The following is a 26508-nucleotide window of genomic DNA, read 5'->3' as shown; positions in this document are numbered from 1 at the left end:
CGAGCTACCGCGTCGGCCAGCGTTGTTCGACCCGCCCGAAATGCCACACCGCCATAGCGACCAGCCAGGCGACGACGAAGAGCGCGACCATGCCGTAGCCCGCGTAGTCCAGGGGAATCCCGGCGACCGCCGCGACCGGTCCGGTGGTGATGTCCGCCTGCTCGGCCAGGACGCCGACGAGTTCGATCGTGCCGATGATCAGCGAGACGGCGACGGAGATCGCGGTGATGGTGATGTTGTAGAAGACCTTGCGGACCGGCCTGGCGAAGGCCCAGCCGTAGGCGGCGTTCATGAAGACGCCGTCGATCGTGTCCATCAGGCACATGCCGGCCGCGAACAGGATCGGGAGCACGAGGATCGAGGTGGCGGGGAGGCTGAACGCGGCGGCGCCGCCCGCGAGCACGAGCAGGCCGACCTCGGTGGCGGTGTCGAAGCCGAGGCCGAAGAGCGCCCCGATCGGATAGATGTGCCACGGCCGGCGCACGGACCTGGTCAGGCCGCCGAGGATCCTGTTCAGCAGGCCACGGCGGTCAAGCCGCGCTTCGAGGGCCTGCTCGTCGTAGCGGCCGCGGCGCATGTCGCGGAACATGCCGATCACCCCGACCAGCACGACCAGGTTGAGGATGCCGAGGATCCACAGGAACACCCCGGACACCGAGGCGCCGACCACCCCGGTGACCGAGTGCAGGGTGCTGCCCTGGTGTTGGACGGGCCCGGCGAGTGCCTTGACGCCCGCGGCCAGCAGGAAGGCGAGGGCGAACACGACGGTGGAGTGGCCCAGGGAGAACCAGAACCCCACGGAGAGCGGCTTGCGGTCCTCGCCGGTGGCGAGGGCGTCGTGCAGAAGCTTGCGGGTGGCGTTGTCGACCGCCGCGATGTGGTCGGCGTCGAAGGCGTGACGGAGCCCGAACGTGTAGGCCAGGACGCCGACTCCGGCGGTGAACACCGGGTGCTCACCGCCGAGCCGCAGGGCTCGCGGCTCCACCAGTCCGAACAGGACGCCGAAGCCGACCAGGTGGAGCAGCACGATGGTGCCGGCCATGCCCCACAGCGACCGTCGGTCCTTCTCGGTGAGGCTCTCGACCATGTCGATGTTCTCCTTGTCGGTGTCAGTGCTGTGCCAGCAGTGCCTGGGCGGCCAGCCCGAGTCCGATCAGCACGATGACGGTGGAGGTCAGCACGGGCACGGTGGACTGCCAGCGCCTCAGCCGGCGCGGAAGGATCCGCCGCGCGACCGCCGGGGCGAACCGGCTCAGGGCGAGGCCGACGCCGGTGAGGGTGGCCGCCATGCCCACTCCAAACGCGATCACCAGCAGCACGCCGAACCAGGCGCGGCCCAGCGCGACAGCGCCCAGCAGCACGACGACAGCCGAGGGACTGGGCAGCAGCCCGCCGGCGAAGCCGAGGGTCAGCAGGCTACGCACCCTCAACCGCACCGGCCCGTGGTCGTGGTCGTGCCCATGGGCGTGGTCGTGCGCTCGCCGGTGCCGCCGTGCGCGGAGCGCCTGGCGCAGCAGCGTCGCTCCCACGGCGGCGAGCAGCAGGCCACTGACGGCGGCGAGTACGCCGTAGAGGCGGTGCGGAGCGACGGTGAGCGACGTCGCCAGCGCCAGGCCGAGGATGAGGACCCCGGCCGTGTGGGTGACCGTCACGCTGCCCGCCACCACCGCGGCGTGCCGCCAGGTGCCCTCCTGGCCGATGAGCAGTGCCGCCATCACGGTCTTGCCGTGACCGGGCGCGAGCGCGTGGGCCGCGCCGAGGAGCAGGGCCAGCACGAGGCCGGCGACCGCCACACCGACGCTGAGGCGGTGCCGTCCGACCACCGCGGTGAACGCCGCGGTCAACCGGTCGACCCCCCGGTCCGACGTCGGCGGGGCCGCCTCGCCCGGTGCCACGCCGCTGGGAGACGGACGCACCGTGAACGCGGCGGTGCGGACATCTGACGGCGCGGCAAGCGGATCGTCCGGGTACGCGGTGAGCCGCCGGCTCGGACTGTCGACCGGCACGCGGGAACCGATCAGGGTCACCCCGTCGCCGACGGCGGTCACCTCCCGCCAGCCGATCCGGTCGGGGTGGGCGTCGTTGCGGAAGGTCACGGCTGTGGTGCCGGACAGGGCCACGGACGCGCGCAAGCCGCACTCCAACCGCAGGGTCGACAGGCCGCCCGCACCGGGCGGGAAGGAGACCGTCGCGGCGACGACCGTGACGGGCACCGGCCGCCGCGCCACCGTGAGCCGGAGCAGCCCTGCCCCCGCACGGCACGCCGCGCCGGCGTACCGCTCGCCTTCCGAGGCGGACACCTCGGCGTCGTGGTCGGCGTCCACCTCCCGCGTACGTTCCTGATAGGCCGGAAGCTCGGCCAGGTCGACGATGTAGTCGACGCGCACCGCGTCCGGCGTCACGCGCAGCCCGACGTACTGGTTGACGGTGAACGTGCCCAGTGGGTGGGCCGACGCCGGCGGCGCCGCGACGACCAGGGCGAATCCGAGCACGCCAGCGGCCGTCAGCAGCCGCACCACCCGGCCGGTCATCGGGCACCGATCAGCGACGCGAGCGCGGCGCGGGCCAGCGGGGCGTGCCGGATCGAGAAGTGCGGGTTCAGCCGCAGCGCTGTCGTCAGCTCGGCGCGGGCCGCGCCGATCCGCCCGAGGTCGACGAGGATCATGCCGCGGTGGTAGTGCAGCAACGCGGACGCGGTGTTCAGCCGCAGCGCCTCGTCGGCGCGGCGCAGGGCGTCCCCGGGACGGCCCGCGGTCCGCAACGCCCAGCCGAGCGCGTCGGCGGCGCCGATGCCGGGCTGCCGGGCGTACAGGCGCTGGGCAAGGCTCAGAGCCGCGGGATCCCTCTGGTCGACGGCGAACAGCACCCCGTCCGGCTCGGGTGGCCGACCGGACTCGGCCGAGGCGGCCCAGCCCGCCTTCGCGAGGGCGTACTGCTGGGCGGCGTCCGGCGTCCGACCGAGCGAGCGCAGCAGGTCGCCCAGCTCGGCGGCGTAGCCGGGGCTCGGTGCCGCCGCCACGACCGCGCGGAAGTCGGCGACGGCCGCGGCGGTCTCACCCCGGGCGGCGCGGGTTCGCGCCTGACCGATCAGCAGCGGCGGATATCCCGGCGCGAGCCGCAGCCCCCGCGCGAAATGCGTCCCCGCGGCGCCGAGATCGCCCATCCCGTACGCGAGCTCGCCGAGGTGATACTCCGCGAACGCCGCATCCTCGGCGGTGGTCGCGGCGTTCAGCGCGCGGCGCATGGCGTCGGTCGCGCGCCCGACGTCGCCACGCAACTCCCAGGTGTACGACGCCCGGGCGTACGAGGCGGCGTCCGGCCGCAGGTCCACCATCCACTGGACGGTGGCGAACGCCTCCTCGTAGCGGCCGAGCTCGGTGAGGGCGTCGGCGACGACGCCCAGGGCGGCCGCCCGGTAGGAATCCACGGCGAGTGCCGCCCTGCCGTGCCGCAGCGCCGCCGGGAAGTCGTGCCGCGCGGCGGCGAGGGCCCCGAGACCGGTCAGCGCCGCCGCGTTGCCGGGTCGGATCCCGAGCGACCGGTCGAGCGCGCGCCGCGCCCGCTCGTGATCCCCCGTGTCACCGGTGAACCGGGCCCGTTGGACGAAGGCCATGCCGAGTTCCGCCCAGGTGTTCCAGTCCTCCGGCAGACGCTGCAGCCGGCGCTGCGCGGCGGCGATGGGATCGGTCTCCCGCGCCTCCGGGCGGCTCGCCGGCGTCGGCTCGTCCCGCGGTGCGAGCAGCGCCCCGGCCGTGACGACCAGCGCCACGCCGAGCACGGCGAAGCCCACGAGCTTCAGGACCTGGCGCATCGGCGCCCCCTCTCATCCACCGACTCTTCGGTGAGGGGATTCGCGCCGTACCGCCCGGCGGATGACGGGCAGTCGTGAGGCCGACACAAGCCCCGGGAAGGGGCGGCCGGCTCCGGCTCAGTCGGGTGCCACGACGGCGGACCGCACCTGGTTGCGCCCGCCCCGCTTGGCGGCGTAGAGCTGCTCGTCGGCGGCGCCGATCGCGAAGTCCAGGGTGGTGACGTGGTCGAGCAGCACCGCACCGACCGACACGGTGACGTCGACCGTGCTGCCGTCCGGCAGCGGCACCGGGTCGCCGCACACGGCCGTGCGGACCTTCTCCGCGACCACCCGCAGCACCTCGGCGTCGGGTATGGCGTCCAACAGCACGCAGAACTCCTCGCCGCCCCAGCGGCCCACCACGTCGTCCCGGCGCACCGCCGCCCCCATGCGGCGGATCACCGTGACGATGACGGCGTCGCCGGCGTCGTGGCCGTAGCGGTCGTTGATCTGCTTGAAGTGATCGATGTCGACGAGCAGGATGCCCGCGCAGCTCTGGTCGCGGCGTACCCCGTCGAAGGCCTCACCGAACGCCCGGCGGTTGGCGGCGCCGGTCAGCGGGTCGGTCCTCGACAACTGGTCGGCGGCGGCGCGTGCCGCCTCCAGCCGCACCTGAGCGCGGCGTACGTCGGCGAAGAGCAGGCCCACCCGGGCCACCAACGCCAGATAACTCACCGTGACCAGCACGATGGCGACCGGGTTGGAGTCGCCGTAGACGGCGTGCAGCAGCACCGCCAGCACCACGAGCGCGCAGCAGGCGGGCGCGGCGAACATCCGCCAGCCGGTGACCCGCACCTGCTCCACCTGTCGCACCGACTGCCACGCCGAGCGGGCCAGCGCCAGCGACACGAGCGGCCAGACGCCGAACAGGACACGGTCGGAGGACTGCGCCGACAGGTAGGCCCCGTCGATGATCGCGCTGCCGGCCAGGCCCGCGACCAGCCAGCCCCATCCACCGTGCAGCCGCCACCCGTGCACGGCCAGGACGCTGGTGACCATCGCCAGCAGCACGATGTCCCCGGCGGGGTAGGAGAACGCCGCCACCAGGTCCAGGCCGCTCACGGACGCGACGCCGCCGGGTAGGTAGACGCCGATCACCACGGCGGCGTACACGGCTCCGGTGGCGCAGCCCACGACGACGCCGTCGAACCACAAGTTGCGCGGCACCGCCGAGATCCGGGACCGCAACAGCAGCACGAGCGCGGCGCCGACGAGTGGATACCACGCCAGCCACGCCGCGTCGGCCCAACTCAGCAGAGGGTACGAGTCGAGCTGCCGCAGCCACATCAGGCTGTACACATTGCCCAGCGCCCACAGCAGCAGCGCGGTGCCCAGCAGCGCCCACGCCGGGCGCTCCAGCGGAGTCGTCACGGCCCTGCACAGGCAGGCGGCGGAGGCGACCAGCACCGAAACGGTGTAGAGCACGTACTGCCCGGTGCCGTCCCCCGGCACCCGGGGGCCGAGCAGCGCCCCGAGCGCGGCGGCGAACGCCAGGGTCGCCGTGAGCACCACCAGCGAGGCTCCCACCCGGGCACCCCACCGCGGTACGTCGACGCCGACCAGGCGCCCTGCTCCCGTCACCTTCGTACTATCGACCGGATCCGCGCCGGGGCTGACCGATTCCGGCAGCATCCGACCGTTCTTTCTCGCGGAGCTGGCAATTCGCCGGATCCGGCCGCGAACTCATGAAATCGTTTCTCCAGACGGATGTCAGGGAGAAGATCGCGTGCGGATTGTGAGCGTGCTCGGCGCGCGGGCCCTCGGCGTACGGGCCAGGCTGCTCCTGGTGGCGGCGGTGGCCGGTCTGGCCACGGTCGGCGTCGGTGTGGGTGGCATGGTGCAACTGAGCTCCGTTGCCGACACCGCGACCCGAATCGCCGACCAGCGGGTCCAGCAGGCTCTGCGGCTCGAGGCGGCCCGGACGTCGTTGCTGGAGGCGGACACCACCCTGCTGGAGCACGTGGCGCTGACCGACGACGTCTCCCGGCGGCGCGCGGAGAACGACATCAAGACCGCCGACGCCGCGTACGATCAGGCGTGGGCCGCGTTCACGGGAGCCGGCGGCGACCGGTTCGGCACGATCCGGGCGACCGAGAGCGCCCTCGCCATCTACCGGCGCTTCCGCGACGACACGATGCTGCCGGCCAGCCAGAAAGGTGACCTGGGCGCCTTCCAGAACGCCCGGTTCACCCAGATCGCGGCGCTGCGCGTCGCCAAGGCTAACCTCAACGAGCTGGCGAAGTTCGAGACCGACGCGGTGACGGCCGGCGGCAAGAGCATCCGCGAGGCCCGCACGGACGCCATCCGGCTGGTGCTGGCGGCCACGGTGCTCGGTGTGGTGCTCGCCGCCGCGTGGGCGCTGTTCACCGCGTCGTCGATCCTGCGGCCCGTGCGCCGGGTGGAGACCGCCCTCGAGGCCATGGCCGGCGGCGACCTCACGGCGACCGTCGAGGTCGAGAGCCAGGACGAGATCGGTCGCATGGCCGGCTGGTACGAGCGCGCCCGACAGGGCATGCGCGACACCGTCACCGCCCTGACCACGGCGGCGAACGCCGTCGGCGAGGCCTCCGACCAGGTGTCCGCCTCCGGTGCCAGCATCGCGACCTCCACGGCCGGCGCGGCGGAGCAGGCGGTGAGCGCGACCTCCACCGCGAACCTCGTCTCCCAGAACGTGCTCACTCTCGCCTCGGCCGGCGAGGAGATGGAGGCGTCGATCGGCACCATTTCGCACAGCGCCAACGAGGCGGTACGCGTGGCGACGGACGCGGTCGCCGTCGTGGCGGACACCACGACGTCCGTCGCGAAGCTGGGCCGCTCCTCGGCCGAGATCGGCGACGTCGTCAAGGTGATCACCGCCATCGCCGAGCAGACCAACCTGCTGGCGCTGAACGCCACCATCGAGGCCGCGCGGGCCGGCGAGGCGGGCAAGGGCTTCTCCGTGGTGGCCGGCGAGGTGAAGGAGCTCGCTCAGGAGACAGCGCGGGCCACCGAGGACATCTCCCGGCGCGTCGACGCCATCCAGTCGGACAGCTCCGGCGCGGTGAGCGCGATCAACCGGATCAGCGGAATCATCGAACAGATGAACGACTTCCAGTTGGCCATCGCTTCCTCCGTCGAGGAGCAGACCGCGACGACCAACGAGATGAACCGCAACGTCGGTGAGGCGGCCACCGGCACGCGCGAGATCGCGGGCACGATCCAGCTTCTCGCCGACGCGGTCAGCAGCGCGGCGGACGACGGCGCGCGGGCCCGGGTCGCCGCCGAGAACCTCGCCGGCACGGCCGAGGAGCTGCGCCGGGCCGTACGCCGGTTCCGTGCGTGAGAAAGGACGTCATGGGCATGGGAAGCGGACGCCACCGGCGGGCACTGGCGGGCGTGCTGGCGACGGCTCTGCTGGCCGCCGGATGTGGCGGGGGCGCGTCCGAGGAGGCGAGTTTCACGGATTCGCCGCAGTGTGAGCCCTACCGCGCCTACCAGGGCCACAGCGGTACCACCGTCTCGGCCTTCGCGGGGATCCGCGATGTCGAGGGCGTCAACCTGGAGCAGGCCTGGCGCCTGTTCTCCGACTGCACCGGCATCAAGATCGACTACGAGGGAAGCGGTGAGTTCGAGAAGGAGGTACAGGCCCGCGCGGCCGGCGGCGACGCTCCGGACGTCGCGTTCTTCGCGCAGCCCGGCATGATTCCCAAGCTGGTGGCGGACGGCGCGGCCAAGCCGGCGTCGGCCGCCACCAAGCGGCTCGCCGAGCAGAACTGGCCCGCGGACTGGCTGACCTACGGCACCGTGAACAACACCTTCTACGCCGCGCCGCTCGGCGCGAACGTCAAATCCTTCGTCTGGTACTCCCCCGCCACCTTCAAGAAGAAGGGCTACGCGGTGCCGGAGACCTGGGACGAGCTGATCACACTCAGCAAGAAGATCGCGGCGGACGGCGTGAAACCGTGGTGCGCCGGCATCGAGTCCGGTGCCGCCACCGGTTGGCCCGCCACCGACTGGCTCGAGGACACGATGCTGCGTACCGCGGGCCCGGAGACCTACGACAAGTGGGTGGCTCACGACCTGCCGTTCAACGATCCCGCGGTGGTCGAGGCGACCGACAGGGTGGGCTCGATCCTGAAGAACCCGCGGTTCGTCAACGGCGGCTTCGGCGGCGTCACCAGCGTGGCCCGCACGCCGTTCCAGACGGCGGGTCTGCCGATCCTGCGGGGCCGCTGCGCCATGCACCGGCAGGCCTCGTTCTACGCCCTGCAGTTTCCGTCGGGTACGAAGGTGGCCGAGGACGGCGACGTCTACGCCTTCTACTTCCCGGCCGTCGACCCGGCGAAGGGCAAGCCGGTGCTCGGCGGCGGCGAGTTCGTCGTCGCCTTCGCGGACCGCCCCGAGGTGCAGGCGTTCCAGACCTTCCTGGCCAGCGCCGAGTTCGCCACCACCCGCGTCGAGCTCGGCTCCTGGGTCTCCGCCAACCGCAACGTGAAGATCGAGGCCTACACGGGCACGATCGACAAGCTGTCGGCCGAGATCCTGCGGGACCCGAAGGCGGTGTTCCGGTTCGACGGCTCCGACCTGATGCCCGGCTCCGTCGGCGCGGGTTCCTTCTGGACCGGCATGACCGACTGGATCAACGGCGAGGACACGCGCGACACCCTCGACGCCATCGAGGCGTCCTGGAAGGACTGAGGGCTCAGCTCTTCAGCGACGCGATGACCAGGGACGGGATCCACACGAGCGCGTACACCGCCGCCAGGGCCGCCCCGGTCGCGCCCACGTCGGCGCGGAAGGCGGCCAGATAGGTGCCGGCGAGTACCACCAGGGTGGCGGCGTTGAGCGCCCGGATCCGCCGCGCGCCCCGCACCACGACCGGGCCGCGCCGCCGGTTGGTCTTGGGCGTGACGAACCAGCTCTGTGCCAGGTTCCGGAAGCCTTTGACGTTCGCGATGGCATAGGTGTGCACCACGGACAGCGCGATCCAGCACGCCGCCGGGAGATACAGCAGACTCACCCAGTCGCGCTTCTTCACCACGCCCACCACCAGCGGCAGCACACAGCTCACCAGCGCCACCAACGCCGCCGGGACCAACGTGTAGGCCACCACGCGCAGGTGACCGTCGAAGGTCGGCGCCCAGCCGCTGTCGGCGCCCAGGACGGCGGCGACGGCCACCAGCAGGCTCCACAGCACCGACACCTCCACCCCCAACGCGGCGGTGAAGTAGGCGTTCTGTCGCAGCAGGCTGAGCTTGGTCCACAGGTCCAGCCCCGATCGCAGGACCGGGAAGAAATACTCCCTACAGGTACGGGCGGAGCCGATCGCCCACCGCTCCTGCTGTCGGCGGAACGCCTGATAGTTGGGCGGCACCTCGCCCACGTTGGCCACGTCCTCCAGGTAGACCCCGCGGTAGCCGGCCAGGTAGAACCGGTTGGACAGGTCGATGTCCTCGGTGAGATGCCCGGCCTTGAAGCCGCCGACGGCGTCGAGCGCGGCCAGGTCGAACATGGTGCAGCAGCCGGAGAAGAGGATCATCTGGCCGAGCTGCTGTCGGCCCGCCAGATCCACCAGGTAGCAGGCCTCCTCGTTGATGGCCAGGCAACGCTGGAAGTGGTCCGCCGGGCCGTAGTGGTACAGCCGCTTCGCCTGCACGTACGCGGTGGCGGGGTCGGCCTCGATGACCTCCAGGCAGCGTTGGAGGGCGTCGACCTGCGGGCGCCAGTCCGCGTCCAGCAGGTACATGTAGTCGAAGCCGCGCTCGCGCAGGTAGCCCTCGAGGGTCTTGAGGTTGCCGGCCTTGAAGCCGGCGTTGTGGAAGCGGTGGAACACCACGAACCCGTCCGACTCCCACAACTCGACGTCGGTGTCGTGATACCGGGCACCGGGGATCCGGACGCAGCCTCGCTCGGCGGCCAGCCGGCGCAGCAACGCGACGGTCTCGGGATCCTTCGAGTCGTCACCCACCACAATGGTCTTGTTCGCGAAGGACAACCGCTCGCACGCCGCCACGGTGTCGGCGATCACCGTACGTTCGTTGAAGGAGACGATGACGACCGCGACCCGGGCGTCGGTGCGCAGCGGCACCGTTCGCGGCCGGCGACGCAGCAACGCGGCGACGGCATAGGCGTAGTTGTATGCGGCGAAAAACGCGAAGTAGAACGACAACAGCACGGGCACCGTAAGCCACAACAGTCCGATCACGTGGCTCGACGCTAGTCGCGCAATGTTTCACGTTCAGGACGGCACGATGGCCGGCGCCCCCGCGAAGCCGCCCGGCACGGCGGTGCGCATCGCCGTCCGCAGCCTGGCCGCCGCGGCCGCCGTCGCGCCCAGCGCGTCCAACGCCAGCAGAGCCGCGCCCAGCGCCGGGGGCGACTCCGGCACGCTGATCTCCACCTGCGGGGCCTGTCGCCGCGCGCCCGCCACCACGAGCTGGTGCAGCACCGGATGCCGGGCCCGCAGGACGCCTCCGCCCAGGACCAGCGCGTGCGGCGCGTCCAGCAGCCCCAGCCGGGACGCGGCCACCCGGTGCTGCGCCACGACCTCGTGCGCCTGCCGGCGGACCAGCCCGGTCGCCACCGTGTCGCCGGCCGCCGCGACCTCGAACAGCAGCGGCGTCAGCTCGCGAATTCGGGCCAGCTCCAGCTCGCCCAGGTGCAGCGCGATGCTCACGTCCTCCACTGTGGTCCGCCCGAAGTGCCCGGCGACCGCCGCCGACAGGGCGGTCGGTGTGCCCCGGCCGTCCTCACCACGGGCGGCCAGGCGCAGCGTGTGGTCGGCCAGGTCGTGGCCGCCGCCCCAGTCCCCCGAGATCGCGCCCAGCGCCACGAGCCGGGCCGTGCGGCCGTCCGCCGCTCGGCCCACGCAGTTGCTCCCCGCGCCGCAGACCACGGCGACCGCGTCCGGCCGTGACGTGCCGGCGCGCAGTAGCGCGAAGCAGTCGTTGTCCACGATGGTCGCGCGGGTCCACCGCCGGGCCGAGATCGCCTGGTGCAGCCGGGTCACCTCGACGGGCAGGTCGGCGCCCGCCAGATAGACCGCGGACAGGTCGATCGGCGTGGCCGGAGCGACGCCCGCGTCGGCGCGTACCGCGCGGAAGAGCTCGGCGAGCAGGTCCACGGTGCCGTTCAGGCCGAGAGTGTGCGGCGAGGTGGTCGGGCCGCGGACGAAGCCCAGGACCTCACCGTCTCTCGAGCCGAGGACCACGTCGGTCTTGGAGTTGCCGCCGTCCACGGCCAGGTAGTACGTCATCGGGCCCAGGCCAGATGACGGGCGCCGGCCGCGAGCAGCCGGTCGGTGAGCGCCTCGGCCCGCTCGTGCTGCCCGACCAGGGGGTGTGCCAGCAGCGCCCGGTACACCCGGGACCGGCCGCCGCGCACGGCCGCGTCGAGGGCCAGTTCCTCGTATCCCGAGACGTGGCCGATCAGGCCGGCCAGGTCCGGCGCCAGCGGGGCGACCGGCAGCGGCGCCGGCCCGGCCACGCCGGCCCGGGCCGAGACCTCGATCACCGCGTGGTCCGGCAGGAACGGCAGGGTTCCCCCGTTGCGGACGTTGACCGAGTGGACACCGTGCGGGTCGAGGCCGTGCAGCGCGGCGATCAGGCCCACCGCCGCCTCCGAGTAGAACGCGCCGCCGCGCTCGCCCAGCAGCGCGGGCTTCTCGCGCAACGCCGGATCCCGGTACAGCTCCAGCAGGGTCGCCTCGATCTCGGCGACCCGTTCCCCGCGGGTCCGTGCACCGCGGGCCTGCCCGACGTGCCGGTCGTGGGCGTAGAAGTAGCTGAGGTAGTACGACGGGACGGTGCCCGACGCGGACAGCACCTCGGGCGCCAGATCGACCTCCGCGGCCAGGTCCTCGAGATGCGCCTCCAACAGCTCGGGCAGCCGGTCCACGCCGTCGACGTACGCGGCCCGTTCCCACGTCAGGTGGTTGAGTCCGACGTGGTCGAGGACCACCGCCGCCGGATCGACGCCGAGCATGCGGGCGAACCGGCGCTGAAAGCCGATCGCCACGTTGCACAGCCCGACCGCCCGATGCCCCTCGTCCAGCAGCGCCCGCGTCACGATGCCGACCGGATTGGTGAAGTCGACGATCCAGGCCCCGGGCCGGGCCCGGGCCCGGATGCGGGCGGCCACGTCGAGCACGACGGGCACCGTACGCAGGGCCTTGGCCAGCCCGCCCGCTCCGGTCGTCTCCTGTCCCACGCAGCCGCACTCCAGCGGAAAGGTCTCGTCGCTGATCCGCGCCGCCTGCCCACCCACCCGCAGTTGGACGACGGCGGCGTCGGCGTCGGTGGCGCCGGCCTCCAGGTCGGTGGTCCAGCTGACCTTTCCCGGATGGCCGTACTTGGAGAAGATCCGGGCGGAGAGGCCCCCGACGATCTCCAGCCGGTCGGCTACCGGGTCGATCAGCACCAGTTCGGACACCGTCGTGCCGAGCCGCGCGAACCCGTCCACCAGCTCCGGCGTGTACGTCGAGCCACCGCCGACGACAGCGATCTTCACCCCTTGACCCCCGTGAGTGTGACGCCCTGGACGAATGCCTTCTGGGCGAAGAAGAACACGACGACGATCGGGAGCATGGCCAGCACCGTGGCGGCCGTGACCAGATTCCAGTCGACGTGATGGACACCGTGGAACGAGGCGAGCCCCAGGGACAGCGTCCAGGAGTTCTCGTTCTCGCTCGTGTAGAGCAGCGGACCGTAATAGTCGTTCCAGGCGTAGAAGAACTGGAACAGGGCTGCCGCCGCGATGCCCGGCCGGGCCATGGGCAGCACGACCCGGAGCAGGGTGCGCCACTCGCCGCAGCCGTCCACCCGGGCCGCGTCGAGGTATTCGGACGGAATGGTGAGCAGGAACTGCCGCATGAGGAAGATGCAGAACGCGTCACCGAAGAGCATCGGGAGGATCAGCGGCGCTAGCGAGCCGGTGAGGCCGTACCGGGCCCACATCAGGTAGAGCGGGACCGTGACCACCTGCGGCGGCAGCATCATCACGCAAATGACGGCGAGGAACACCGCGTTGCGGCCGCGAAACCGGAGCTTGGCCAACGCGTACGCCGCCGGCACGCTGGACAGCAGCATGAGTACGGTCGCCGCCGCCGCGTAGATCACGGTGTTGAGCAGGTAGCGCGGCAGCGGAGTGACCTCGAAGACCCGTACGTAATTCTCGAAGTGCCAGGTGTTGGGCCAGTAGTCACTGGTCAGCGCCTGGTCGCTGGTCATGACGGAGAGCAGCACCAGGTAGCCCACCGGGGTCAGGAACATGACCGCGAGCGCGATCGCGATGCTGTGCCGGGCGATCCAGGCGAGCCGGCGCTGCCGCCTCTCCCGGCGGTCGGTCGTCGCCGGCGCCGCGGGTGCCACGGGCGGGGCCGCGAGGGCGGTCATTGTTCCTCCCCGGAGAAGGCCTTGGAGCGGCGCAGCAGAATCACCGTGACCGCGAACGCCACCACGAACAGGGCGATGGCCATCGCGTTGGCATAGCCGAGCGCGTGGTAACGGAATCCGACGGTGTAGAGCCAGAGCGGATAGGTGAAGGTCGAGCCCTCGGGGAAGCCGAAGGACGAGGAGATGCCGCCGCCCGTGACGGCCTGCCCGCTGGCGATCGACCCCGCGACCGCGGCCTGGTCGAAGTACTGCAACGTGTAGATCACGCCGGTCACCGCGGCGAAGAGGATCACCGGGCGGATGGTCGGCAGCGTGACGTACCGGAACCGGTGCCAGGCGTTCGCGCCGTCCAGCGCGGCCGCCTCGTAGAGGCTGGCCGGCACGCCGAGCACCGCCGCCAGGAAGATGATCATCAGGTCGCCGATGCCCCAGAGGCCGAGCAGCACCAGCGACGGCTTCGACCAGTCTGGCGAGTTGAACCAGAGCGGGCCCTCGATGCCCAGCCGGGCCAGGAACGCGTTGACCGGGCCCGTGCCCGGCTTCAGCAGGTAGACGAACGCGATGGTGGCCGCGACCGGCGGGGCCAGGGCCGGCAGGTAGAAGATGGTCCGGAAGAATCCCGCGCCCTGTTTGAGCCGACTGAGCAGCAGCGACAGTCCGATCGCGCTGACGATCCGGACCGGGACGAAGACGGCGACCATCCACAGCGTGTTCCGGATGGACTGCCACAGGTAGGGGTCCTCTGCCATCCGCCGGTAGTTCGCCAGCCCCACCCACCGCGGCACGGTGAGCAGGTCGAACTTGGTGAACGAGAACCAGACGGCGCTGAGCAGGGGGTACAGGAAGAACACCAGGATGCCGGCCAGCGCGGGCGCCAGGAAGGACAGGGCGGTCAGGTTCCGCCGGAGCCGCACGGGTCAGCCGCCCAGCGTCATCACGCTGTTGATCTGCTTGTCGGCGTCGGCGAGGCCGGCGTCGAGGTCGGCGACCTTGCCGGACTGCCAGCCGGTGGCGAAGGTCGCGAAGGTGTCCTGGTACGCCGGCCCGGACGCCGCCGGGGGCGAGGTGGACGAGTTCGGGTTGGCGAAGATGTCCATGAAGGTCTTGAACTCGGGCTCCACCTGCAGCCCCGGGTCGCGGATCGCCCCCACGGTGGTGGGCAGGTTCTTCAGCGAGTTGGCCAACTTCACGATGGTCGCGTCGTTGGTGGTCAGGAACTTGATGAGCTCCCATGCGGCCTCGGGGTTCTTGGCGTTCTTGGAGATCCCGACGATGTTGCCGGTGACGTAGCCGCCGCCGTACCGTGCCGGGTCGCTGGTGGGGATCGGCGCGACACCGTATTTGAGGCCGGGCGCCTGGTCCTTGACGAACGCGAGCCGGTATTCGGCGTCGATGTTGATCGCCACCTTGCCCTTCTGGAACGCGTTGTCCGCGCTGAACTCGTCGCCCAGGCCGGCCCGGAACTTGCGCAGGTTGTCGTAGCCGTACCAGTCGACCAGGTTCTTCTGCCAGGTGAGCAGCGTCTTCCAGGCCGGGTCGTCGCCGACCGCGGAGGTGCCGTCGGCGCTCAGCCACGTCGCACCGACGGCCGGAGCCAGGTGCGCGGCCGCGTTCTCGTAGAAGTCGAAGAGCGGGAGGAAGCCCACCGTCTTGAGCGAGCCGTCGGGGTTCTTCACGGTCAGCCTCTTGGCGGCGTCGGTGAGCTCGTCGAGGGACTTCGGCGGCCCGGCGATCCCGGCCTTGGCGAACAGGTCCTTGTTGTAGAACATCCCGTACGCGTCGGCCAGGAACGGCATCGCGCACCGCTTGCCGGCGAACTCGGTGTACTGGCGGGTGGTGGCGTTGAGCTGGTTCAGGTCGACGTTGTCCCGCTTGACGTACGGCGACAGGTCGACCCACGCCCCGGACGAGCAGAACTTGCCGACGATGTCGGTGGAGTAGGAGAGCCCGATGTCGGGGCCGTTGCCGGCGCCGATCGCCTGGGTCATCTTCGCGTCGTCCTGGCCGGCCTTGACGGTGACCTTGATGTTCGGGTGGGTGGCGGTGAAGTCCTTGATCACGGCGTCGATCGCGGCGGCCTCGCGCTCGGTGAAGAAGTGCCACAGCTCGACCGTCCCGGAGACCGCGGCGCCGGGATCGGCGATCTTCTGTTCCTTGGCGACCGGCGTGCAGGCGGCGGTGAGCAACAGGGCGGCCGCGGCGACAACCGATGGTCGCGCGGCGGAGATCCGTATGGGCATGGCCGGGGGTCCTCTCAGGGCGGTGCCGGTCGGATGATCCCGACGGCCCCCTCGGTTGATAGGAAAATCAACTAACAATTACGGGGACCGTAAGACGCCCGTCGATCGCTGTCAAGACCTTCGTCACCGCAGGTGAAGAGTTCTGCACCTGGCCGCCCGACCGGCGCCCGACAGGGCCGGCCAAAGATCCCGAAATGCCTGCACATCAGACATATCGAAGGCTATTGATAAATCACTTTAACTGACCTAGCGTGACCAGTCATCGCCACGACGACGGCCGGTTGACAGACCGTCGTCGATGGATATCCCTGTGCGCCGTTCCCTCCATCCCCCATCGAGGAGCGCCATGTCCGTCCCCCGCATCCCCCGACGCCGCCGTCGGCACACGCTCGCGTACGCCCTCGGCATCCTGCTGCTGCCCGCCGCGGGCCTCGCCTACGGCCTCCTGCCGGCCGGCGCCACCACCGAACCGAACACCCGCGGCGGCATCATCGCCGCCGCCGCGGTCAACCTCGACAACCCGGCGAAGAAGGAGATCGCCATGCAGATCGTGTCCGCCGCCGAGAACTCGTCTCTCGACTGGCGGGCCCAGTTCTCCTACATCGAGGACATCGACGACGGGCGCGGCTACACCGCCGGGATCATCGGCTTCTGCTCCGGCACCGGCGACATGCTCGACCTCGTCGAGGCGTACACCGACGTCAAGCCGAGCAACGTGCTGGCGAAATACCTGCCCGCATTGCGCCGCGTCAACGGCACCGACTCACACGCCGGCCTCGACCCGAACTACCCCCGGGACTGGCGCACCGCCGCCGGCGACTCGACGTTCCGGGCCGCGCAGGAGTCCGAGCGGGACCGGGTCTACTTCAACCCGTCCGTCCGCGACGGCAAGAACGACAAGATCCGGGCGCTGGGCCAGTTCGCGTACTACGACGCGGCCGTCATGCACGGCTACGAGGGCATGCGCGACATCCGCGGCCGGGCGCTGCGCAAGGCCAAACCCCCGGCCCAGGGCGGCAACGAGACCACCTGGCTGCACGCCTTCCTGGACGAGCGCGTCATCGAGATGAAGAAGGAGGAGGCCCACTCGGACACGTCCCGGGTCGACACCGCCCAGCGGGTGTTCCTGCGCGCCGGCAACCTCGACCTGAACACCCCACTGGAATTCGCCGTCTACGGCGACCACTACCGCATCGACTGACCTCGCGGGGGTCGCGTCCGTCTCGTCGCCGGACGCGATCCCACCCGAGCGTCGAGGCGGCTCATGACCCGGCGTGCCCGTTGACGTAAGCCGTTTCCCGCGCGAAGACGTGCGAGACGACGGTGACCACGCCGGCGGTCAGGATGATCGCGGCGACCGTGGCGACGGCCGCGAAGCGGAGTCGCCCGGTGGTGCCACACGCGGGAAAGACCGCCGGTCCGCAGGCCAGACCGGCAAGCGTCAGCAGCATGCTCGCCGCTGCGTAGGCGTCTTCCGCCGGTTGCAGCGTGGCCATGAGCACCGCGGTGACCCCGAGGACGATCACATGCGCGAGAAGCGTCAGCAGCACCGGCACCGCACGCCGGCCCGGAGGAAACAACCTCCACGCGACGACCGTCAGCGCGACGATGTACGCCACGACGGCGACCAGAAGCCCGATGAGGGTGCTGAAGAAGTAGATGCCGAGCCTGTCCCACTGGTTGGTGCTCCTCACCTCCGACCACACAACGGCGATCACGCTGCCGACGAGGGTGCCCACACCACCTCCCGCGACGAGGGCAAGCACCGGACCAACGGCCAACACCCACGGACGAGGTCGCCGCGGCGCCGCGGCATCGGCCGCCGGGAAAGGCCCGCGGGTGACCGGATCGTTCGACACTCGACCACCTCCGTCCTGAGATCCTGCCGGGGCCGCCGGTGAGATGTCGTCCACCTCGCCCGCTGCCACCCGGTCGGGGCGGAATGATGTCCGGTGTGACGACCACCGAGACCTTCGCACTGGCCGGCTTCGTGGCCGGACTCCGCTGGAAGCCGCCAGAGCAGGCCTGGACGAGGAACATGCCGCGCGTCGTGTCGACGGTCAGCGACTGCCTCGCCGAGCTTCTTCCCGCCGACCAGGATCGGCTCATCGAGTCCTGGCAACAGTCCCTGCACGCGCCCTGGCACCGATCCCTCGAACACGCGATCAGCGCCGTCCGGCATGCTCCACCGGGCTCCGACGCCGTCCACGTGTGGAGCATGAGCGTGCCGACGGCCGGCGTCGTCGAGCTTCGCACCCTGCTCGAGGAGTGGATCGGTGACCTTCCTCATCCGATCCGGGTGAATCTCTCACAGCCGACAGCCGCGCCACCCGGCACGGTCGAGGGATTCGAGGTTCTCGGTTTCGACCTGGGCCGCATCCACACCTGGCTCTGCTACGGGCTGCACGAGGAGGGGCGCGAGAGACTCGGGATCCGGCCGGGAGAAGGCGGGCTGCTCACCACGCTCCACGACGCGGAGCGGGTCGCCGACCTGGCCAACAGCAACGTCGGCACACCCGAGGACATCACCTGGTTTCCCGCGCTCATCACCGAGCACGACGCCAAGCCGTGATCCTTGGGACGGCCACCTCCGTCACGCGTAGACGTCGATCCCTCTGCCGTCGGTGACCCGTGCCGCGACGACGGTGCCGCTCTCGGCGACGCGAAGCGCCTGGAGCAGGTCGGCCTGGGCGTTGGCCTGAGCCTTCTGGGTCTGCGGGTCGAGCGGCTGCCCGACGGCGATGACGTGTCCCCAGAGTGCCGCACCCGAGCCGATCGAAGAGACTGACATGCGAGTACCGCCTTTGAGACCTGCCGCGCGGCCGACGCCGGGCGATGTGGCGACGACCCCTATCGTCCTGCTCAACGCCGGATCAAGGCTTTCTCAAGAATTCGTGTTGTCCGAGGTCGATCTCGACCAAGGGGCTTTCCGCGATCCACCTGTCCAGGCCGTGCGTCGCCCACTCCAGGCCCGGCACGATCTCGCCGAACACCCGCGTACGCTCGGCCGGATCGGTCACCACGCGGGCGCGTACCCGCAGGTCCAGATCCTGAAGGTGCAGCGTGAACCCGGGATGCGCGACGAGGTTCGCATACCAGTCGCGGGGCCCGGGGCTGCCGGTCAACCAGTAGCGGCCCGCCGCCCGATACCGCCAGGTCTCGATCCGGCGGGGCCGCCCGGTCCGGCGCCCGATCGTGGTGATCTCCACGGTCAGCTGCCGGTCCAGTGTCCGTCGTGCCTCGTCCGTCGCCGTCATGCGCTCATGCTGCAACCTCAAGCTGACTTCAGGTCAATACGCACCCGCGCGGCACTCACGCCAGCTCGGCGATGACCGCCCGGACCATGCGTCGACCGTGCTCGGCCATGCGGGGGAAGGTATGCCGGTAGTAGTCGATGCCGGTCAGCGAGGGCGCGAGGGCCCAGCCACACGCGCGGAGCCAGGTGGCGTCGTCATACCCGACTTCCTCCCGGTAGGCAGGTCGGGCCGCACCGGTGAAAGTCCAGAGCGCCGGAGCGACGTCCGGAGCCGGATCGCCGACACCGAGGGCGCCGAAGTCGATGACCGCGGCCAGCCCCCGTCCGTTAATGATCAAGTTGCCGGCCTGGAGGTCACCGTGGATCCACACGGGATCCCGATCCCAGTCGGGAGCGGCCAGGCAGGCCTCCCAGGCCGCCTCCGCGGCGGCCACCTCGAAGCCGTCGTCGTGATCGGCGAGGCGGGCGAGCGCCCGGCGCACACCCCCGTCGGCGTGGCGCAGGGCGGACCCGCGGGAGCCCGGTGGCTTGCGCGGGCCGCCGTCCGGGTCGACCCGGTGCAGGGCACGCACGAAGTCGGCGACCTGGCGGGCCAGCATGACGTCGTCGCAGCCAAGCCGAGGGGGTGTGATTCCGGCGATCCACGGCACCACGGTCCACCGCCACGGATAGTCGGCGCCAGGCTCGCCCACGTGGAGCGGAACAGGGATCCGCGCGGGGAGCCGGGACGCGAGCACGGGCAGCCACCGCGCGTCGGAATCGGCCTGCTCGACCGCCCAGGCGATCTTGGGCATGCGGGCGGCGAGTGTCTCACCGATCCGGAAAATCGCGTGGTCGGTGCCTTCCAGCTCCCCGGGCAGGGGTGTCACGGGCAGGTCGGCCCACTGCGGGCACTGGTCCGCCACGAGGCGGCGCACCTGCTCGACCGTGGCGCGGATCTCGTCATCGTGGATGGGCACGATCGGCACGGTAGGCGGTCCGACGCCGCGGGGCCAACGAATTGGCCGCCCGGGCAGCCGACCGACCTCGGCGGCCGTGTCGGTGCCGGTGTCGGTGCCGGTGTCGGTGCCGGTGTCGGTGCCGGTGTCGGTGTCGGTGCCGGTGTCGGTGCCGGTGTCGGTGCCGGTGCCGGTGCCGGTGTCGGCCAGTCGGCCCGTCGGTCAGTCGGCCAGTCGGTCAGTGGGTCAGGCCGGTTCCGCCGATGCCTCCGCCGTCGCCGCCGGCTCGGGCCGGCGCGCCGGTGCCGCCGATGCCTCCACCCCCGCCGCCGCCCGCCAGCGCCAGCGCGACCAGACCGACAGCCGCCACGACGAAACGTCGCACGCCGATTCCCGTGATCCGCATACCGGTTCCTCCTCGAGGAGCATCTGAACGGGCGCGCCACAACGCACCCGGTTCCATCTAAGGTCACCATCGACGGCGGCCACCACCGCGGAGGCGAATCCTTACACGACTCTGATGGAGAAACCGGACATCCCGAAGGGGGTACGGCGGGGCCGGGGGAAGTCTGAGACCATTCCCGCCATGGTTCGCCTCTACTCGCTGTTCTTCCTTCTCGACCTGGCGCTGCTCGTCGTCGCGCTGATCAGCTGCCTCTCCGCCGAGGAGTCCGAGATCCGGGCGCTGCCGCGCCTCGCCTGGGTCTTCATCATCCTGTTGTTCTCCCCGATCGGCGCGATCGCCTGGTTCGTCGCCGGCCGGCCGGCCCGGCCGATCCGGATGAGCAACGGCGAGATGTGGCGCCCGGGCGGCGGATTCCCCGAGGCCCAGCGGCCGAAGCGGCCGGGAGCCCTCGCCCCGGACGACGACCCCGAGTTCCTGCGCGACCTTTCCGCGTCGCTCAAGGACGACGAGGCGCTGATGAAGCGCTGGGAGGCCGATCTGCGCCGCCGCGAGGACGAACTGCGCAAACGCGACGAGCAGCAGGACTGACCGGCACCGCGAAGCGGGCAGGCTGGGCGGCCGGAGAAGAGGGACAGCCCTCTCCTCCGGCCGACTGCTAGTCGAGCAGTTCCGTCACAGTGCCGGCGGCGACCGTACGGCCGCCCTCGCGCACCGCGAAGCCGAGGCCGACGTCCATCGGCACCTCCTTGCCCAGGTGCACGGTCAGGTCCACGGTGTCGCCGGGCGGGACCATCGGCAGGTCACCGAGGTCGATCGCGCCGGACACGTCCGTGGTCCGGAAGAAGAACTGCGGGCGGTAGTTGGCCACGAACGGCGTGTGCCGGCCGCCCTCCTCCTTCGTCAGGGCGTACATCCGGGCCCGGAAGCTCCGGTGCGGGGTGACGCTGCCCGGCAACGCCACGACCTGGCCGCGCCGCACCTGGTCGCGCTTGACGCCGCGGAGCAGCACGGCCGCGTTGTCGCCCGCCTCCGCGGACGGCAGCGACTTGCCGAACGTCTCCAACCCGATCGCCACCGTGGCGATGGTCGGGCCGAGGCCGACGACCTCGACCGGCTCACCGGCGCGCAGCGTGCCGCGCTCCACCTTGCCGGTGACGACCGTGCCGCGGCCGCTGATGGAGAGCACGTTCTCGATCGGCATCAGGAACGGTTCGCCCAGCTCGCGCGGGGGCACCGGCACGTACGCGTCGACCGCGTCGAGCAGGTCGACGATCGCCCGCGTCCAGCGCACGTCGCCCTCGAGTGCCTTCAGCGCGCTGACGCGCACGACCGGCACCTCGTCGCCGGGGAAGCCGTAGCCACCGACGAGCTCACGCACCTCCAGCTCCACGAGGTCGAGCAGCTCCTCGTCCTCGACCGCGTCGCTCTTGTTGAGCGCCACCACCAGGTACGGCACGCCGACCCGCTGGGCGAGCAGCACGTGCTCGCGGGTCTGCGGCATGGCGCCGTCCTGGGCGGAGACCACGAGGATCGCGCCGTCCACCTGCGCCGCACCCGTGATCATGTTCTTCACGTAGTCGGCGTGCCCGGGCATGTCGACGTGGGCGTAGTGACGGGTGGCGGTCTCGTACTCGACGTGGGCGATGTTGATGGTGATCCCGCGGTCGTGCTCCTCCGGGGCCTTGTCGATCCCGTCGAACGCCACGTACCGGTTGGTTGCCGGGTCGCGGTCGGCGAGGACCTTGGTGATGGCGGCCGTCAGGGTGGTCTTGCCGTGGTCGACATGACCCATCGTGCCGATGTTCAGATGTGGCTTCGTACGGACGAACTGGCTCTTGGCCATGGAAATGTCCTCACTGGATGCGAGAAACGGAAAAGGAAGTCAGAACCCGCGCGGGCGGAGCCCACCCTCCCCCTGGGTTCTGTGGCTAACGGGGAAGGGTCAGATTCGGGTATCGGCGCCGAGAAGTTCGCGCGCGGGAGCCGCCGGCAGGGGGAACCCCGCGGGCAGCTGCAGACCGGGCGCGAACATGGCGATCACGGTAGGGCTCGACGGGAAGCGGCGCGAACGATTTTCACACCCGGCGGAAGAGGTGAACCACCCACGCGAAATAGCCGTGATGCGGGTGGACAGCGGCAGCCAGGAGAGGACGGACGCAGTGACACCGGAGATCGTAGGGCGTGAAGGTCCGCTCGCCGGGCGGCGGTTTCCGCTCGGCCGGACGCCACTCACATTCGGTCGCCGGGCGGGCAACAGCGTCGAACTGTCCGGATCGTTCGCTTCCCGCCAGCACGCGGAGATCCGTCAGGAGTCCGACGGCTTCGTGCTGCACGACAACAACAGCATCAACGGGACCCTCGTCAACGCCCAGCCGGTCACCGTGCGGCTGCTTCAGCCGGGCGACCTCATCACGATCGGGCAGGAGATCTTCTGCTTCGAGATGACCGACGCGATGGACACCGTCCTCGGTCTGCCCGCGGTGCTGCCCGTCAGCCGTACCCGGGAACCGGTTCTGAGGGTGACGGTCGCCGGCGGAGGTCCGGTGGGGCTGACGCTGGCGTTGCTGCTCACCCGGTTGATGGGCGAGCGGGTGTCCGTGACCGTGTACGACGGCCGCTGGACCCGGGACGGCTCGCGGGTGGTCTGGAAGGACGAGTCGCAGGGCAACAACCGGCGGCAGCAGGTCGTCACCCTGCAGAGCCGGCAGTACCTGAACCTTCCCGAGGAGGTGCAGGCGCACCTGTTCGACGCCGACTCGTACTCCGAGATGTGGCCTCCCGGCCCGGACTCCATCCGTGGCTACGGACCGCGGAACATCCGGATCGCCGACGTCGAGGACAAGCTGCTCGAGCTGGCGAACACCAAGCCGCACCGCATCACGCTCGTGCCGGAGCGCTTCGATCTCGACGAGCGGCGCGACGCGGTGCTCCAGGACCACGTGCTCGCCATCTGCGAGGGCAGCCGGTCACGCACCCGGGAGCGCCTGGTCGACAAGTTCGGCAGTCCCGACAAGTCCATCTATTCGCTCGACGGCGAACACCTGCGGGACGTCGTACTCGGGCTGCGGGTCAAGTCCCGGCTGCCCGATTCCATGAGCGTGCTGTTGACGGTCGCGCAGAACCGGTTCCTGTTGAACTCCCTGCGCGGCGAGGGCTTCCTGAACATGCGCCTCACCGACGCCGAGGCACAGGAGGTCGTCGGGATCGATCCGGTCCGCCGCGAGTTCGCCAACTGCATCGCGTCCCGGCCGTGCGTGATGGCCCGTGACACCGACGGCGACTTCGTCTGCCCGACCCACCAGACGCTGTTCCTGCCGTCGCTCATCAAGCGGTCGCCGCTCTGGCGGCAGGTGCTCGAGGGCCTGCGCTACTTCGGCGTCGCCGAGGAGGATCTGAGCGCCGTCACCGCGTTCCGGCTCGACATGGTGCAGCGACCGAAGTTCACGGCGCAGTTGTATTCCGCCACCGCCGAGACTCCCGGCACCTATGCGTTCCTGCTCGGTGACGCCGCCAACGCGATCCATTTCTGGCCCGGGCGGGGCCTCAACAGCGGGTTGGCGTCGGCCATCTCCCTGGCGCGCTCGCTCGGCAACTCCTGGACCGGCCGGCCGCTGCGCGACTCCGATTTCATCCGCCACGAAGCGGCGATGTCCATGCTGCAGTACCGCCACAAGAGCCGCGCGTGGAAGGCCATGGTCGTCACCGACGAGCAGGGCGTGACGCACTCGGTCAAGGACGCGCTCGCGAACAGCACCGCGACCACGGCGGAACCGGAGGCCGACATCGAGGAGCTCATGGCTCGGTTGCGCGCGATCCGGGGCCGGCTGGAGTCACGGATCCCGAACCTGCCCGACGACGCGACGCTTCGGGATCATTTGCGACAGCTGCAGGGCACCACGCTGCGGATGCTGCTGGCGGGCGGACAGTGGGACACGGCCAACGTCGGCGGCGAGGAAGTGGACATCGACATCTTCTACCGCCCCGATCCCAGCGGCGGCGTCGCGAAGGTGCTGACCGGCGCCGAGCGGCCGAGCTGACCGGGCCCCGTCACGGCGGCACTGCCGTGACGGGGCGTCCGGTCCCAGCTCAGGCCTGCGGCAACTGCAGGCAGCCGGTACCGCGCTTGATGAGCTCGTTGGCGATGATGAGCCGCTGGATCTCCGAGGTGCCCTCCCAGATCCGGTCCACGCGCAGCTCGCGGTAGAGCCGCTCGACCGCGTACGAGCGGTCGTATCCGCGGCCGCCGAAGATCTGCACGCACCGGTCGATGACCCGGCCGGAGGCCTCGCTGGCCGACAGCTTCGCCATCGCCGCCTTGGCGTGCAGGCTCTTGCGGTCGGTGCCGGGCTGGTCGGCCTCCCAGGCGACCTGGTGGGTGTACGCGCGGTTGACCGCGATGTCGACCGCGCTGTCCGCCAGCATCCCCTGCACGAGCTGGAAGCTGGCGATCGGCGCGCCGAACTGCTCGCGGCCGATCGCCCAGTCCCGGGCCAGATCGAGCCCGCGCTCGGCGGCGCCGATCGTGCGCGCGGCGATCATCAGCCGCTCCTCGGTGAACCAGGACCGGGTGATGTCGTACCCCTGCCCGATCTCGCCGAGCACGTTCTCGGCCGGCACGAACACGTCGGTGAAGGTGAACTCGGGGTGTTCGTAGACGAACGTGTGCATGAAGCGCGGCACCCGGGTCATCGTGATGCCGGGCTCGTCCTTGTCGACCAGGAACAGCGTCGGCGCGCCCTCCGGCCCGGCGGCGGCCAGCAGGATGATGAAGTCGGCGTGGTCGCCCACGGTGACGAACCACTTCTCGCCGTTGATCCGCCAGCCGCCGTCCACCGCGGTCGCCGTGGTGGACAGGTCCTGCGGGTCGGAGCCGGCGTCGCGCTCGGTCACCGCGTAGCAGTCGCGGCGCTCGCCCTTGATGACCGGGATGAGGTACCGCTCGCGCTGCTGCGGCGTGCAGAAGCGCAACGCGTTGGCCGGACGCCAGACCATGTCCCACAGCGCGCCGGTCAGCCGGCCCAGTTCCTCCTGCACGATGGCCTGTTCCAGGATGGACAGCCCGGCGCCGCCCCACTCGGCCGGCATGTTGACCGCCTGAAGGCCGCTGTCCAGCACCGCCCTGCCCACCGCGGCGTGCGCCTCGGGCGGCAGACCGTTGTTCTCCTCGCACTGCTCCTCATAGGCGGCGATCGTCTTGTAGAGCTGGTGCGCGGTGGCCTTGAGCCCGGCTTGGCGCTCGGTGTATCGCACGTGCATGGTGTTCCTCTCAGGCGGGGTTGGAAAGCTGAAGAGCGCGAGTGCCACGCTTGATGAGCTCGTTGGCGATGATGAGCCGCTGGATCTCCGAGGTGCCCTCCCAGATCCGGTCGACGCGCACCTCGCGGTAGAGCCGCTCGACCGGATACGAGCGGTCGTATCCGCGGCCGCCGAAGATCTGCAGGCACCGGTCGACGACCCGGCCGGCCGCCTCGCTGGCAGCCAGCTTCGCCATCGACGCCTTGGCGTGCAGCGTCTTGGCGTCGATGCCGTTGCCGGCCTCCCAGGCGACCTGGTGGGTGAAGGCCCGGTTGACGACGATCTCCGTGGCGCAGTCGGCCAGCATGCCCTGGATCAGCTGGAACTCGGCGATCGGGCGGCCGAACTGCCGACGGCCGATCGCCCAGTCGCGGGCCAGGCTCAGCGCGCGTTCGGCGACGCCGACGGTCCGCGCGGCGATCATCAGCCGCTCGTCGGTGAACCACTCCTTGGTCAGCTCGTACCCCTGGCCGACCTCGCCGAGCACGTCGGCGTCGGCGACGAACACGTCGGTGAACGTGAACTCGGGGTGGCCGTTGACCGCGTTGTGCATGAAGCGCGGCACCCGCGACATGACCAGGCCCGGTGCGTCCTTGGCGACGAAGAACAGCGTGGGGAGCCGGTCCGGGCCGGCGTCGGCCTGCACGACCAGGAAGTCGGCGATGTCGCCGCACGTGACGAACCACTTCTCGCCGGTGAGCCGCCAACCGCCGTCCACCCGCTCGGCGACCGTGGTGCCGGAGCTGGGATCCGAGCCGGCGCCCGGCTCGGTGACGGCGAACGCGTCGAACCGCTCGCCGCGGATGATCGGCATCAGGTACCGCTCGCGCTGCTCGTCGGTGGCGTACGCGAGCACGTTCGCCGGCCGCCACGGGATGTCCCACAGGCAGTTGGTGACCTTGCCGAACTCCTCCTCGACGATCACCTGGTCGAGCAGGCTCAGCCCCGGGCCACCCCACTTCGCGGGCATGTTGATGGCGTAGACGCCGGCGTCCATCGCCGCGCGGGTGAGGTCGCGGACGGTCTGCGCGGGCAGTGGGCCGCCGGCCTCCTCGGACTCGTTCTCATACTGCATGAGCAGCTCGGCATAGCCGGCCGCCCGCCGCTTCAGGTCCACCTGCGCGGGCGAATAGGCGAAATCCATCGGTCCTC

The 26508-nt window shown here is 70.8% G+C and carries 24 protein-coding genes; 7 read left to right on the top strand and 17 right to left on the bottom strand.

Features of this window, described 5'->3' with window-relative positions; translation table 11 throughout:
• Positions 1-4: 4 nt before the first annotated feature.
• From AB0M36_RS18295 to AB0M36_RS18280, 4 genes are all read right to left on the bottom strand, one after another.
• Entirely contained in the window at positions 5-1087 is a 1083-nt protein-coding gene (locus tag AB0M36_RS18295; RefSeq protein ID WP_364158737.1) for a HoxN/HupN/NixA family nickel/cobalt transporter, read from the bottom strand.
• A gap of 22 nt (positions 1088-1109) precedes the next feature.
• Positions 1110-2531: a sulfite exporter TauE/SafE family protein gene (locus AB0M36_RS18290; RefSeq protein WP_364158735.1), complete on the bottom strand. Its 1422-nt coding sequence runs from the start codon at positions 2529-2531 to the stop codon at positions 1110-1112.
• Entirely contained in the window at positions 2528-3811 is a 1284-nt protein-coding gene (locus AB0M36_RS18285) for a tetratricopeptide repeat protein (protein WP_364158732.1), read from the bottom strand. The genes AB0M36_RS18290 and AB0M36_RS18285 overlap by 4 nt, the downstream gene beginning before the upstream one ends.
• Positions 3812-3928: 117 nt before the next feature.
• Positions 3929-5431 carry a GGDEF domain-containing protein gene (locus AB0M36_RS18280; RefSeq protein WP_364158730.1) on the bottom strand — a complete coding sequence of 501 codons (1503 nt, stop codon included), beginning with the start codon at positions 5429-5431 and terminating at the stop codon, positions 3929-3931.
• Positions 5432-5576: 145 nt separating this feature from the next.
• Here AB0M36_RS18280 and AB0M36_RS18275 point away from each other — a divergent pair, with 145 nt between their 5' ends.
• Both AB0M36_RS18275 and AB0M36_RS18270 read left to right on the top strand, forming a co-directional pair.
• On the top strand, positions 5577-7172 hold the full coding sequence (locus AB0M36_RS18275; RefSeq protein ID WP_364158727.1) for a methyl-accepting chemotaxis protein: 1596 nt from the start codon (positions 5577-5579) through the stop codon (positions 7170-7172).
• Between the two features lie 11 nt (positions 7173-7183).
• Complete coding sequence (locus tag AB0M36_RS18270) at positions 7184-8527, top strand: ABC transporter substrate-binding protein (RefSeq protein WP_364158791.1); 1344 nt, start codon at positions 7184-7186, stop codon at positions 8525-8527.
• Positions 8528-8531: 4 nt separating this feature from the next.
• Here AB0M36_RS18270 and AB0M36_RS18265 read toward each other — a convergent pair whose 3' ends face one another.
• Genes AB0M36_RS18265 through AB0M36_RS18240 form a run of 6 tightly spaced genes read right to left on the bottom strand, consistent with a single transcriptional unit; the run spans position 8532 to position 15461 of the window.
• On the bottom strand, positions 8532-10034 hold the full coding sequence (locus tag AB0M36_RS18265) for a glycosyltransferase family 2 protein (protein WP_364158724.1): 1503 nt from the start codon (positions 10032-10034) through the stop codon (positions 8532-8534).
• A gap of 33 nt (positions 10035-10067) precedes the next feature.
• The gene (locus AB0M36_RS18260) at positions 10068-11084 is read right to left on the bottom strand and encodes a BadF/BadG/BcrA/BcrD ATPase family protein (RefSeq protein WP_364158721.1); all 1017 of its coding nucleotides are present in this window, start codon (positions 11082-11084) and stop codon (positions 10068-10070) included.
• On the bottom strand, positions 11081-12337 hold the full coding sequence (locus tag AB0M36_RS18255) for a 6-phospho-beta-glucosidase (RefSeq protein ID WP_364158719.1): 1257 nt from the start codon (positions 12335-12337) through the stop codon (positions 11081-11083). Before AB0M36_RS18255 ends, AB0M36_RS18260 begins: the two co-directional genes overlap by 4 nt.
• On the bottom strand, positions 12334-13221 hold the full coding sequence (locus tag AB0M36_RS18250; protein ID WP_364158717.1) for a carbohydrate ABC transporter permease: 888 nt from the start codon (positions 13219-13221) through the stop codon (positions 12334-12336). Before AB0M36_RS18250 ends, AB0M36_RS18255 begins: the two co-directional genes overlap by 4 nt.
• Positions 13218-14135, bottom strand: coding sequence for a sugar ABC transporter permease (locus AB0M36_RS18245; RefSeq protein ID WP_364158714.1), 918 nt, complete (start codon positions 14133-14135; stop codon positions 13218-13220). Before AB0M36_RS18245 ends, AB0M36_RS18250 begins: the two co-directional genes overlap by 4 nt.
• Before the next feature lie 3 nt (positions 14136-14138).
• Positions 14139-15461 (bottom strand): ABC transporter substrate-binding protein, encoded by a 1323-nt coding sequence (locus AB0M36_RS18240; RefSeq protein WP_364158712.1) that lies wholly within the window; start codon positions 15459-15461, stop codon positions 14139-14141.
• A gap of 346 nt (positions 15462-15807) precedes the next feature.
• Between AB0M36_RS18240 and AB0M36_RS18235 the strand changes: the two genes are divergently transcribed.
• Complete coding sequence (locus AB0M36_RS18235; protein ID WP_364158709.1) at positions 15808-16662, top strand: chitosanase; 855 nt, start codon at positions 15808-15810, stop codon at positions 16660-16662.
• A 61-nt stretch (positions 16663-16723) separates the two neighbouring features.
• On the opposite strand, the gene AB0M36_RS18230 is transcribed toward AB0M36_RS18235, so the two are convergent.
• Positions 16724-17200 (bottom strand): hypothetical protein, encoded by a 477-nt coding sequence (locus tag AB0M36_RS18230; RefSeq protein WP_364158706.1) that lies wholly within the window; start codon positions 17198-17200, stop codon positions 16724-16726.
• Between the two features lie 215 nt (positions 17201-17415).
• Here AB0M36_RS18230 and AB0M36_RS18225 point away from each other — a divergent pair, with 215 nt between their 5' ends.
• Positions 17416-18033: a hypothetical protein gene (locus AB0M36_RS18225; RefSeq protein WP_364158704.1), complete on the top strand. Its 618-nt coding sequence runs from the start codon at positions 17416-17418 to the stop codon at positions 18031-18033.
• A 21-nt stretch (positions 18034-18054) separates the two neighbouring features.
• On the opposite strand, the gene AB0M36_RS18220 is transcribed toward AB0M36_RS18225, so the two are convergent.
• The 3 genes from AB0M36_RS18220 to AB0M36_RS18210 form a co-directional block, all read right to left on the bottom strand.
• The gene (locus AB0M36_RS18220) at positions 18055-18252 is read right to left on the bottom strand and encodes a hypothetical protein (protein WP_364158701.1); all 198 of its coding nucleotides are present in this window, start codon (positions 18250-18252) and stop codon (positions 18055-18057) included.
• Between the two features lie 82 nt (positions 18253-18334).
• A complete protein-coding gene (locus AB0M36_RS18215; RefSeq protein ID WP_364158698.1) occupies positions 18335-18718 on the bottom strand; it encodes a nitroreductase/quinone reductase family protein in 384 nt (127 codons plus the stop codon).
• Positions 18719-18773: 55 nt separating this feature from the next.
• Positions 18774-19676, bottom strand: coding sequence for an aminoglycoside phosphotransferase family protein (locus AB0M36_RS18210; RefSeq protein ID WP_364158696.1), 903 nt, complete (start codon positions 19674-19676; stop codon positions 18774-18776).
• Between AB0M36_RS18210 and AB0M36_RS18205 the strand changes: the two genes are divergently transcribed.
• Both AB0M36_RS18205 and AB0M36_RS18200 read left to right on the top strand, forming a co-directional pair.
• Entirely contained in the window at positions 19669-20088 is a 420-nt protein-coding gene (locus AB0M36_RS18205; RefSeq protein WP_364158693.1) for a hypothetical protein, read from the top strand. The two genes, AB0M36_RS18210 and AB0M36_RS18205, sit on opposite strands and share 8 nt — an antisense overlap.
• Before the next feature lie 153 nt (positions 20089-20241).
• Positions 20242-20649 (top strand): PLD nuclease N-terminal domain-containing protein, encoded by a 408-nt coding sequence (locus AB0M36_RS18200; RefSeq protein ID WP_364158690.1) that lies wholly within the window; start codon positions 20242-20244, stop codon positions 20647-20649.
• A gap of 67 nt (positions 20650-20716) precedes the next feature.
• Here AB0M36_RS18200 and tuf read toward each other — a convergent pair whose 3' ends face one another.
• Positions 20717-21904 (bottom strand): elongation factor Tu, encoded by a 1188-nt coding sequence (gene tuf / locus AB0M36_RS18195; protein ID WP_364158687.1) that lies wholly within the window; start codon positions 21902-21904, stop codon positions 20717-20719.
• 316 nt (positions 21905-22220) lie between these two features.
• Between tuf and AB0M36_RS18190 the strand changes: the two genes are divergently transcribed.
• Positions 22221-24098: an FHA domain-containing protein gene (locus AB0M36_RS18190; protein WP_364158685.1), complete on the top strand. Its 1878-nt coding sequence runs from the start codon at positions 22221-22223 to the stop codon at positions 24096-24098.
• A 49-nt stretch (positions 24099-24147) separates the two neighbouring features.
• On the opposite strand, the gene AB0M36_RS18185 is transcribed toward AB0M36_RS18190, so the two are convergent.
• Both AB0M36_RS18185 and AB0M36_RS18180 read right to left on the bottom strand, forming a co-directional pair.
• Positions 24148-25317 (bottom strand): acyl-CoA dehydrogenase family protein, encoded by a 1170-nt coding sequence (locus tag AB0M36_RS18185; RefSeq protein ID WP_364158682.1) that lies wholly within the window; start codon positions 25315-25317, stop codon positions 24148-24150.
• A gap of 10 nt (positions 25318-25327) precedes the next feature.
• On the bottom strand, positions 25328-26500 hold the full coding sequence (locus tag AB0M36_RS18180; protein ID WP_364158679.1) for an acyl-CoA dehydrogenase family protein: 1173 nt from the start codon (positions 26498-26500) through the stop codon (positions 25328-25330).
• Positions 26501-26508: the final 8 nt, after the last annotated feature.

Source organism: Actinoplanes sp. NPDC051346, from assembly GCF_040682215.1.
Lineage (GTDB): Bacteria > Actinomycetota > Actinomycetes > Mycobacteriales > Micromonosporaceae > Actinoplanes.
The sequence above is the reverse complement of the archived record's forward strand: the minus strand, read 5'-3'. Positions and strand labels throughout refer to the sequence as shown.

Bases quoted from the DNA above. Each gene is read 5' to 3' on its own strand.
- AB0M36_RS18270 (WP_364158791.1), top strand. From the start codon at position 7,184: ATGGGCATGGGAAGCGGACGCCACCGGCGGGCACTGGCGGGCGTGCTG.
- AB0M36_RS18200 (WP_364158690.1), top strand. From the start codon at position 20,242: ATGGTTCGCCTCTACTCGCTGTTCTTCCTTCTCGACCTGGCGCTGCTC.
- AB0M36_RS18215 (WP_364158698.1), bottom strand. From the start codon at position 18,718: ATGACGGCGACGGACGAGGCACGACGGACACTGGACCGGCAGCTGACC.
- AB0M36_RS18260 (WP_364158721.1), bottom strand. From the start codon at position 11,084: ATGACGTACTACCTGGCCGTGGACGGCGGCAACTCCAAGACCGACGTG.
- AB0M36_RS18220 (WP_364158701.1), bottom strand. From the start codon at position 18,252: ATGTCAGTCTCTTCGATCGGCTCGGGTGCGGCACTCTGGGGACACGTC.
- AB0M36_RS18240 (WP_364158712.1), bottom strand. From the start codon at position 15,461: ATGCCCATACGGATCTCCGCCGCGCGACCATCGGTTGTCGCCGCGGCC.
- AB0M36_RS18235 (WP_364158709.1), top strand. From the start codon at position 15,808: ATGTCCGTCCCCCGCATCCCCCGACGCCGCCGTCGGCACACGCTCGCG.
- AB0M36_RS18250 (WP_364158717.1), bottom strand. From the start codon at position 13,221: ATGACCGCCCTCGCGGCCCCGCCCGTGGCACCCGCGGCGCCGGCGACG.
- AB0M36_RS18290 (WP_364158735.1), bottom strand. From the start codon at position 2,531: ATGACCGGCCGGGTGGTGCGGCTGCTGACGGCCGCTGGCGTGCTCGGA.
- AB0M36_RS18285 (WP_364158732.1), bottom strand. From the start codon at position 3,811: ATGCGCCAGGTCCTGAAGCTCGTGGGCTTCGCCGTGCTCGGCGTGGCG.
- AB0M36_RS18185 (WP_364158682.1), bottom strand. From the start codon at position 25,317: ATGCACGTGCGATACACCGAGCGCCAAGCCGGGCTCAAGGCCACCGCG.
- AB0M36_RS18295 (WP_364158737.1), bottom strand. From the start codon at position 1,087: ATGGTCGAGAGCCTCACCGAGAAGGACCGACGGTCGCTGTGGGGCATG.
- AB0M36_RS18205 (WP_364158693.1), top strand. From the start codon at position 19,669: ATGGGCACGATCGGCACGGTAGGCGGTCCGACGCCGCGGGGCCAACGA.
- AB0M36_RS18180 (WP_364158679.1), bottom strand. From the start codon at position 26,500: ATGGATTTCGCCTATTCGCCCGCGCAGGTGGACCTGAAGCGGCGGGCG.
- tuf (WP_364158687.1), bottom strand. From the start codon at position 21,904: ATGGCCAAGAGCCAGTTCGTCCGTACGAAGCCACATCTGAACATCGGC.